Source organism: Rhizobium sp. Leaf371, from assembly GCF_001424045.1.
Lineage (GTDB): Bacteria > Pseudomonadota > Alphaproteobacteria > Rhizobiales > Rhizobiaceae > Ferranicluibacter.
Genome location: NZ_LMQB01000006.1, coordinates 41,576 through 50,337, shown reverse-complemented (window position 1 = coordinate 50,337; position 8,762 = coordinate 41,576). Strand labels below are relative to the sequence as shown.

Genomic DNA, 8,762 nt, shown 5'->3' with positions numbered 1-8,762 from the left:
CGATCACTCCAGAGCCCCCGCTGAAAACATGCAGGGGACGGTTGAAACATGGGTCAATTCTCAATGGAAATATAACGCTGCGCCGGGTCAGCTCTCAGTGGAAATCAACACGCGGCCGCCATGACGAAATGGAAGTCGCGATCCGCCTCAAGGCGGTCACCTTTGGCGATCACCGCCTCCAGCGCAGTAGCAGCCTGTTCGAAGGCGGTGCGCGCCTGTGCAGCATCGCCGCCAAGCTCACGAAGGCGAAGGCCGAGCCCGAGAAGCCCATAGCCATAAGAATGCAAGTCGTAGCTGAGTTGCGGCGCAAAGCCCGGTGCATCGGGCGGGAGCGTGCCGTTTCGCCAGATGATCGCTCGCGCCTGGCCTCTCGCGATAAGACTGCCCCGAAAGCCGGCGGTGGCCGCCTCTGCAATGTCGGCCGCGATTGCTTCAGGGGTAGTTGGCATCGGCGATCACTCGATCATAGACCGCGCCGATGAAGGCGGCGTGTCCCTCCACTCGCAGGCCAACACCCCATTGGTTTATAGGTCCGGGGTAAGCCTGTAGCGAAGCGGTTAGCAGGGCGTCCGGCGCGTTGCCGGAAAACGTGAAAAGCAAGTGCCTGACGTTTTGCACGGGAACGCCGTGCTTGAGCAGCGCATCGTCGATCGCGTCGGCGAGCGGCAGATTGTCCAGTTCTAGCAGGCGTGCCGATATGAAGGACAGCGCGTGAGCGGACGGCAGTCCGCCATCCTTGTCCAGGCCCGCGCGGGCGTCGGTGAGAACCTGACCGGTCAGCGCCACGCGGCTCTTCGCCTCAGTTTTCAGAAAGAGCAAGCGCTGGTTGGCGGCATCTTGAAGGATGCCGATGACATCATCACCGCGCATCGCCATGTTCCGATGATCCTTCCACCGCAGGCGTTTGATCGGCGCGCGGTATCCACCGCTGTGTGTGTCGATCCACTCCGTTGCATAGATTTCGCCGAGATCGCCCGATCGGATATTCTTCGTTGTTGGAAGCTTGCCCTCGATAAGGGCGGCCGCAGCCGGCTTGCCGAGGCGGCTGAGCGCCCGAGCAACGGATTCTTCCGACGCATAATGCCCGGGCACAATGGCGGCCGTCGCCTGGATCCCTGTAGCCAGGCCCGCGGCTTGTCCGGTCATGACCCGGCGAAAGTGGTTGCCGACGGGTTCGTCCACCGAAAGGCACCAATCATTGAACTGCGTCATATCCTTCCTCCCCGGTCACTGAGGAAAGAGATCGCGGACGCGAACAAAGGCTGAGCCGGTTTCAGCGGCGCGGCGAACCTTACGTTCGAGAACGTGGATGAGCGATATTTCTCGTTCCAGCATCTCGTAAAGGTCGAGACCGTCCATGCAGATGACGCGCTTGCCCCGTCCGAAGGCGACGAGGCCGTCATCGGTGAATCCGCTGTTACTGACGAAAAGGCCTCGGGTCCAGGCCGCCTTCTGCTCGATCTTGCCATGGAAGGTGTGGAGCTCGGCGACACCGATGGGCTGGCCGTGCCATTTGGCCTCTAGTAAATAGGTGTCGCTTCCCAGCAAAAAGCTCCCATCGATCTGTTCGCCTCGGAGCCGGAAAGGCTCTTGGGCGGCTAGACCAAACGCGCTGAACAGGTCCTTAAGAAAGCCTTCGAACGCATAGCCGCGGGCATGCGGGGCAAGCGACGTGACCTGCAAGAGGTCCAACTTAATCTTGGCAATCTTCTGCCGGTCTATTGTGCCGGCCGATGCGCTATGCGCAGCTGGCAGCGGAGCGGCCCCGCCCAACAGTCGGTTAATCAGCCCTTGATAGCGGGTTTCGGCGTTGACGACGGGATCCTTGCTGCCAGAACGCGCAAGATATTCCGAACGGTGCTCCCAGAGCGCCGTAAGGGTGCAGATCGCAGTGGCGTCGTCGCAGTTTTGCAGGAAGTAACGGAGGCGTTTACCCTTTGACCCCCCGTTCACCGCATATCTCGGATCGCCGATACTGACCTTGAGCTCGGAGGCAAAAAATTCCGAGAAGCTGGCGTCGGAAAAGTCCAGCACGAAGCCGGGGCCTCGCACGAAGTCAAAAAGGTCGTCCACGAGACGCAGATCGATGGACCGTATCGAGCTAATAACTTCCCTCCCCAGCCTATAGAATCGGGCTATGTATTGATTGTTTCTTGCAGCTTCTCGATTTTAGCAAGTATTTCGTCAAAAGATGGCGGTTTCTCATCGAACATCATCGGTCCCATGGCGCGATAGTCGGCCCGCAGGTCCTTGATCCGCGGTTCGCTTGGCATCAAGCGCAAGGTGCCCGGCCGCGCGGTATCGTAGCTGGCCCAGCCCGACCGGAAGAAGGTCGCCTTGTGCTTCGCCACGGTTGCCAGGAGTTTGAAATCCGGGACGGCTGCCTTGCCCTCATCGGTGTCGAGAAGCATGGCCAGATCGTAATAGTGGCGGGAGAAATATTGTGGTGTCGCCGTTTCTGCAGGGCGATGTGCCTCGGCGTGCAAGGCTGTGGCTTTCTCCCAAAAGGTCCGTTGCGCGGAGAGAACGGTCACCGCGCTATCAGGGTCTTCGAAGAAGTCGGGGTAGTCCTCCGCTGCGTAGGAACGGATGACCCTCACCTCGGTGGGCCACGGATCGCCACGTGCGCCGAGCTCGAGTTTTACCCGCGGGGTGATGTAGGCCATGCCTTCATAGTCGGCGACAGGCAGAACAGTTGGATAGTGGAAGGTCACCGTCTGCGCGTCGTCGGGGTCGATCTCCAGCGACCACTCGCCTTTGGTCGGCTCGCCAAGTTGATCGACGATCTCGGACCGAAGAGCCGGGAGCAGTTTCTCGGCTATATGCCGCTCAACATCGCTTACCAGGGCTTCGATGAGTTTATCGGCCTTTTTCTTGCTGATGCCCTCCTTCTCGGGATCCCGGTCACCCGTGTAGCCGAGGTCCGCCCGATCGAAAGAGAGGTCTATATCTTCGGAGAAGCGACGGATGGCGCCGAATGCCTTGGAGAGGGAAGTGCCACCCTTGAACACAAGGGTTGCAGTATCCTTATGCTGCAGGCCGAAAAGTCGCTTCAAGGTCCAGCAGACCCAGAAGTCCTTTTCTATGATCGTATTAGCGACACCTCGGCCAGCGCCCGTCTCGCCAAAGAGGGCTGCCCTATCGCCGGCTGGAAGAAGAGCGACCTTATCCATCGATCTCACCCGATGCTGCGTTGGCGATCGAGACGAGCGTCGGCCGCATCCAAGCGGGGGCCTGGATCGCATTGGATGCAAGTGTCTTCTTGTCGCTGGCCGACAGCCGACGCGAGGCGACGTGCGCAACGTCGGCGGCACGTATTGCTCCGACGTGACGAAGGGCCTGGACGACGGTGCCTGCAGCACTGCCCGGAGCAATAAGATGCTTGGGTGAAGCGTGGCGCAGATCAACGACGCGCTTACCGAGTACGACACGGCGGGAGGGGCCATCGGTCAGATAGGTGCTCTTAGCCGGCACCTGTGTCGACAGGCCAAGGGCGTTCGCCGCGCGGGCACCGGCGACCTGCACCTGAGACCCGGTCTCCCGCGCCAAGGCTCGCGCGACATCGTCAGGGGCCGGCGAAAGCGGACCAAGTTGCGGATGAACCTTTGGGAAGTCGTACAGGCCCCGCGCGAGGCGCCGGAGCTTTCCATTCTTGGTTAACCTGGAAAGGGCCTGGTCGACCGTCGCCCGCGCGGCCACATCCAAAAAATCACTGGGCGTGAAGACGCCGCCCCGCCCATTGGCGCGGGCGCGCTTCATGATTTGGTCTGGAACTGATGCAGTGGGCGTTTTCATGTGTCAGAAAATAGGCTATATTTTTCTGACATTCAACCCCTCAGATAATCGTCGAGATGCTAACCGTCATAGTGTTTAAACGCGAACGAACAAAACTCTGCGAAGGTTAATCGAGCGTCACGATGGAGACGGGAGACTTTCGATGAAAGCTGGTGGATCCGCCCCTTCATCGACCGGACCACCCGCCGCGGAGTCTTCCCCGACAGTCATGGCCGCATGAACCATTTTGTAGCCGTCTCGGTAGCTCTCATATGGACCGGTATAGCCGACCTCGTGGAACATGATGTGTGAGACAAGTTCGCGGACGAACACGATATTTGGCCAAAAGTCACCACTCGCAGCGGTCCCGGTGTGGACGATATCATTCCGCAGCTTGATCATGGCAGCGATGCTGGCGTTGTCGAACATCTTGGCGGAAAGCCCATAATAGTCCCGCAAGGCTTCGATCTTTTGCGACAGCGACCGTCCGTTCAGCCCTTTGATCCTTCCCTTAAGGATCTCGCGTGCCGTTTCCGCCAGCGATGACGACTCCACGACGTCGAGAAGCTGATCGCGAACGACGGAAAATTCCGGCTTGGGGACGATCGTCGTCAGCGTCTTCGGGATGAGATGTTCGACGATCGCCTCCAAAGCAGTCATCGATGTCAGGAAGCGGCCTTCATCAAAAGCCGTATCGCTCTGTAGCCAACCGATTGCAGTCCAGAGCATATCGGGAAATGGCTTCTCGTCGTCATAACGCGCGGCGAACGCCTTTAGGAACGGACCATGGTTGAGGTGATGGATCGGTGGCAGCCCTGGGCCAAAGGCATTGCCATCATAGAACGTCGCCTCGCAACAATCCTCGAAATGGATATCCAAACGCGGCGTCTGCAGGAGGCTTCCGTGGGCGAACGCCAGCCCCCGATGCATGAATGTCAGGAAGTCATCCGCTCTTGCCCGCCAGTATGACCGGTCGGTAGTCTCGTCCGCTTGAATGGCGATACTGCCGAAAACCTCGTCCTTCGGCACTTTATTGTGATTGCCCCAGACCTCCATTTTTCCGAGCGACGTCGGCACAATAGGATTTCGGTGGGATTTGAAACTGCGAAGCCACAGTCGCATCACTGGACGTAAGATTGGACCGGATCGTAAGACAGTCACCGTTGCCTTCAGCGCTGAAACGGTAATGTCGTTTCCGCTTGATCCGAATTTTGCGGCTCGTACCTCCACCCGCTCAGAAAAAAACATTGCGCCATCTGAGGCCTCCCCTTCTAGCAAGAGACTTTGCGCATAGGAGCCGGGATCCCCCATGGCGCTTTGGAGACGGAAGAGTGTCTGGTTCGGAAGTGGATCGACTTCAATCTTCAGGCGGAAATCCGCCCCAGCCGAGCCATGGAAATCGACGGCGAATGCTTCGTCGCCCCTCGCAATCCTTCCAGAAAATGTCTTTCTCTCGAGAGTCATATCCACCCTACGCCATCCCGCCACCCGCTAGTCACGCAAAAAGCACCTCAGTGAATTCTCCGGCGGTGACCAGAGTCCGGTTTTGGCCTCATCCGACCCTCTGGAGAATGTAGCCGGCGAATATTTCCTCGTGGCAATCCATCGAGCTGGTGATTTGGCGAAGGCTTTCCAAATCTTCGCTGGTTGAAAATATCACTTGCTGCCCCCGATCACGCGCCTTCGATGCTCTTCTGAGCAAGCTTTCGAAGCTGACCTTCGACGAAGATTGCTGGCGAGGCTCATCGAAAATCAGCAACTCTGGATGATTGGTGCGGAAACTGGATGCGAGCTCGAGCAGACTTAGCTGATAGGCCCACTTTAAACGGATGGCATCGCTTGCAGACGTCTCGAAGCCGATCTCGAAGCCTTCTTTTTCCGGTCGGTAGCTGTCAGCGGAAATCTCCAGTTCGCCTGCCGAAAAGGTGCTGAATCCAAATTCGCCGGCTTGCGACTGAAGCAGCGCTGTCAGGCGATTGAGTTTGGATTGGTCGGTCGCGGAAAGTTTGTCCTTTGGGAGCGTTGCTTGTTCGAGTAATAGTGAGGCATAAATCTTTTGGATCAAAGTCAACCTGTCGATCGCGTCTTCGAAGACCGCTTGGAGTGCCTCCAGATCACGAACCTTCGCCTCGGCACGGATACGATCTTCGATCGCGGCGGCCGACGGATTTGATCCAGGAGCAATAAGCTCCGAACGAAGTGATCTAATCTGCGCGTAGAGATCAGCGAGTTCGCGATTGATCGCGCTGAGTTGATCGGCTCTGCCGTCGTCGTCGGCTGCCTCACGCCCCAGGATATCCTCGAACATTTTCTTTTGCGAACGAATGTACTCAATATTGTCGGCAATCGGCATCACGGCGGACAGCGCGTCTTGGGAAAGCAGCGTGTCGATCAGGGCCTGCTCACATGTTGGGCAACGATCGGGCGTGAGGACTGCCGATACCCCGGAGTACCGTTGCAGCTTCTGTACGTCCAAGTTTTTCGCGAGGTCGTCCGCCAGCGTATCGATCCGCCTTTGAAGCGAGAGCATATCCGCCGATTTCAACTGTCTGATACCATGAACTCGAATTCTCTCGGCGTTAAGCCGGTCAACCTCCTCTATTCGCTGGTGCAGACGACGGGAAACCTCCGTTGACTGTTCGCTAACCTCTGGAACGGACACAGCGCCTAATTGCGCAGCGACCGCGCGATACCGTGCCACCATCGACGACATCGGGATCCAGTTGACGCCCTCAGCCATCTCCAAATGAGCACGATCCAGGATCCCGTCATCCGCAACAGGTTTTTCCATAAGTGCAACGACCCGCCCGCCGCTCCGAGACGCGAAGCGATTTGTTTCCTCATGCACCGCTGACCATTCTTTAGCGTTCGCCGCCATCCGCTCCGACAGTCGCTCGCGCTGCATCTCCAATTTATGGACATCCAGATCAAGAAGAAACTCAACCGCCCTCTTATGAACTTCACGGATTCGCATGTAGGTCGGTATTGCGGCCGGAATCGTAGACCATCCATATTTCTGTTCGACCCAAAAAAGCGGGAACACCGTCTCAAGGTAGAGTTTTGTCTCCGGCGAGTCGTAGCGGCGTACTTGTGGCAGCTCCCATCCCAGAAACTGCTCGAGAAAAAAATGAAACCCATCTTCGCGTTGGGCTGCGCCGCCATCAAGAACAAAGAAGTTTTGGGTTCGAAGTGGTTTGGACCTATCCGTAAGAGCAGCCCCAAAATCGACTGTTATCAATCTGCTGTCTGTAGGTGCTTTGACAGCCCTATGCACTGTTATGACTTCCCCTTGGCCATTTGCAATTTCGAGCGACACCCGGGATTCCACCACGTCGACACGCTGCCCGTCGTCGCGGTTCAAGTAAGACGTCATTGCGTGCGGCAAAGGAACCTCTCTGCGTGGACTCAACATCTTTTCTAAGCCAAGTGCGTACAACATCCCCTGCATGCAGGTTGATTTTCCCTTGGTATTATCAGCCCATAATACGGTCAGACCATCGCCAAATTTGACGTCGGCTCCATACGTCCCATCAGACGTCACGGCTCGCAGGCGGAGGTGCCTAAACCTCATCGTCATATCAGGTCCTCCAACCGCCATACGCGCTTCATGAGAATATCGGTCACTCGCGGGGCCACTTCACGTAAAAACTTGAGTTCCTCTTCAAGCAAATCGCCGGCCTTGGCGATTGCCTCCGCTGTGGTCTTCCCGCTATCTGTCAACGTCACGGAAACTCCACGTTCAATCTTCACCAGCTTGAGTCCATAGGCCAAAGACACGGCTCGATTGAGAGACGGTTCGACTCGAACCGATACCTCAGAGGGTCGATATTGCCCTGCAAGTAAACCTCTAACCTCTTCTCTTCCTTCCGGAAGACGCACCGAGTGGGCGAGAAACTGAAGCTTTTGAAAGTTCGATTTCTTGCCCTTGCTGTAGAGGAGCGCAAGCAGGAGAACCGCAAGGCCCCACGACATTCTCAAATCAGCGGGCACGGGATCTGGTCTCGGCGTGTACGTAAATGTGCCGCTAAGAACTGCATTTCGGAAGGCGGATCCGTTAGACATCCGGGAAATCCAATGGGCATCGCATAATCCACTCCGAGATTGCACCGTACGCGATCTGCTCGGCATTTTCATTTGAAAGGTTCGGCGCCGCCGATTGGACAGCTGAAATCAACGACTCCAATTCTGCGTGCAAAATGCCGTTCGCACTTTGTCCTCCTTGCGGACCAGCGAACTGAATTCGTCGTGCTCGGCTTTTGATGGCAACAGTGACTTTCTCATGAAGGTCCGGTGACCCGCTGCGCAGTGCGTCAAGCAAAGCATTTCCCTGCAGGAATGCCGACGTTGCATCTGCAACGGCGTCGCCGATATTCTCGTGGGACGTGCGCTTTAGAAGTTTATGATGAGCGTTAGCCAGCAAATTGGACGAACCTACGGTCCAAGCCGCCACCTCCTCCGTTGAAGGGGCAGGCACGGAAAGCTTCACACTCGATATCGAGGTGAGGCCGGTGGCTATGACCGCAGTTGGAAAGAGCGTCAAATCATGAATAGCAACTTCGAACGCGTCATCTAACACACCACATCGCTTATCGCGCATATCCTTGGTCTTTTTTGAGCAGTGGAGGTTGACCTCTTTGCTGTCATGCAAAGGCGAAAGAAGAATCCAGTGTTTGATCCTAACGTCGTTAAATAGCTTTTTTATCTCTATTTCATTGGCAAGGATCTTGGCCAAATCTCGGGTGATTTTCGTCTTTTGCCTATCAGCTCGGGTCGAGATGTCTATTGGCTCTTCCACTGCGTAGCACTGATAGGCGACGGCCTCCTTTGTGCAATAGAAATCAATCCCGAAGTCGCCTTGGTGAGCGGCTGGAATTTTGTGCACATTCAAAGCGCCATGCCGATGCTGAAGAAGATTTAGAGAGAATAATTCCCAGTCATCAGCGTTCCAGACCTGAACTGCGCTTATTGCCAATTATGAAGTCCCCCAC

The 8,762-nt window shown here is 56.6% G+C and carries 9 protein-coding genes; all 9 read right to left on the bottom strand.

Annotated elements, in window-relative coordinates:
* Nucleotides 1–104: 104 nt before the first annotated feature.
* The 9 genes from ASG39_RS07505 to ASG39_RS07465 all read right to left on the bottom strand — a co-directional run bounded on the left by ASG39_RS07505 (nt 105) and on the right by ASG39_RS07465 (nt 8,746).
* Nucleotides 105–449: a hypothetical protein gene (locus ASG39_RS07505; RefSeq protein ID WP_062594422.1), complete on the bottom strand. Its 345-nt coding sequence runs from the start codon at nt 447–449 to the stop codon at nt 105–107.
* Nucleotides 433–1,212, bottom strand: a complete 780-nt coding sequence (locus ASG39_RS07500) for a Hachiman antiphage defense system protein HamA (RefSeq protein ID WP_062594421.1) — start codon at nt 1,210–1,212, stop codon at nt 433–435. Before ASG39_RS07500 ends, ASG39_RS07505 begins: the two co-directional genes overlap by 17 nt.
* Before the next feature lie 15 nt (nt 1,213–1,227).
* Nucleotides 1,228–2,073 carry a restriction endonuclease gene (locus ASG39_RS07495; RefSeq protein ID WP_244481162.1) on the bottom strand — a complete coding sequence of 282 codons (846 nt, stop codon included), beginning with the start codon at nt 2,071–2,073 and terminating at the stop codon, nt 1,228–1,230.
* Between the two features lie 62 nt (nt 2,074–2,135).
* A complete protein-coding gene (locus ASG39_RS07490) occupies nt 2,136–3,173 on the bottom strand; it encodes a nucleotidyl transferase AbiEii/AbiGii toxin family protein (RefSeq protein WP_062594420.1) in 1,038 nt (345 codons plus the stop codon).
* Entirely contained in the window at nt 3,166–3,759 is a 594-nt protein-coding gene (locus tag ASG39_RS07485) for a DUF6088 family protein (RefSeq protein WP_062594419.1), read from the bottom strand. Before ASG39_RS07485 ends, ASG39_RS07490 begins: the two co-directional genes overlap by 8 nt.
* A 153-nt stretch (nt 3,760–3,912) precedes the next feature.
* Nucleotides 3,913–5,244, bottom strand: a complete 1,332-nt coding sequence (locus ASG39_RS07480; RefSeq protein WP_156468063.1) for a hypothetical protein — start codon at nt 5,242–5,244, stop codon at nt 3,913–3,915.
* Between the two features lie 82 nt (nt 5,245–5,326).
* The gene (locus ASG39_RS07475; protein WP_062594417.1) at nt 5,327–7,351 is read right to left on the bottom strand and encodes a hypothetical protein; all 2,025 of its coding nucleotides are present in this window, start codon (nt 7,349–7,351) and stop codon (nt 5,327–5,329) included.
* Complete coding sequence (locus ASG39_RS07470) at nt 7,348–7,836, bottom strand: hypothetical protein (RefSeq protein WP_062594416.1); 489 nt, start codon at nt 7,834–7,836, stop codon at nt 7,348–7,350. The genes ASG39_RS07475 and ASG39_RS07470 overlap by 4 nt, the downstream gene beginning before the upstream one ends.
* Nucleotides 7,829–8,746 (bottom strand): hypothetical protein, encoded by a 918-nt coding sequence (locus ASG39_RS07465; protein ID WP_062594415.1) that lies wholly within the window; start codon nt 8,744–8,746, stop codon nt 7,829–7,831. Before ASG39_RS07465 ends, ASG39_RS07470 begins: the two co-directional genes overlap by 8 nt.
* Nucleotides 8,747–8,762 lie beyond the last annotated feature (16 nt).

Excerpts from the sequence above, each read along its gene's own strand:
- ASG39_RS07470 (WP_062594416.1), bottom strand. The coding sequence starts at position 7,836 with ATGTCTAACGGATCCGCCTTCCGAAATGCAGTTCTTAGCGGCACATTT.
- ASG39_RS07485 (WP_062594419.1), bottom strand. The coding sequence starts at position 3,759 with ATGAAGCGCGCCCGCGCCAATGGGCGGGGCGGCGTCTTCACGCCCAGT.
- ASG39_RS07505 (WP_062594422.1), bottom strand. The coding sequence starts at position 449 with ATGCCAACTACCCCTGAAGCAATCGCGGCCGACATTGCAGAGGCGGCC.
- ASG39_RS07475 (WP_062594417.1), bottom strand. The coding sequence starts at position 7,351 with ATGACGATGAGGTTTAGGCACCTCCGCCTGCGAGCCGTGACGTCTGAT.
- ASG39_RS07500 (WP_062594421.1), bottom strand. The coding sequence starts at position 1,212 with ATGACGCAGTTCAATGATTGGTGCCTTTCGGTGGACGAACCCGTCGGC.
- ASG39_RS07490 (WP_062594420.1), bottom strand. The coding sequence starts at position 3,173 with ATGGATAAGGTCGCTCTTCTTCCAGCCGGCGATAGGGCAGCCCTCTTT.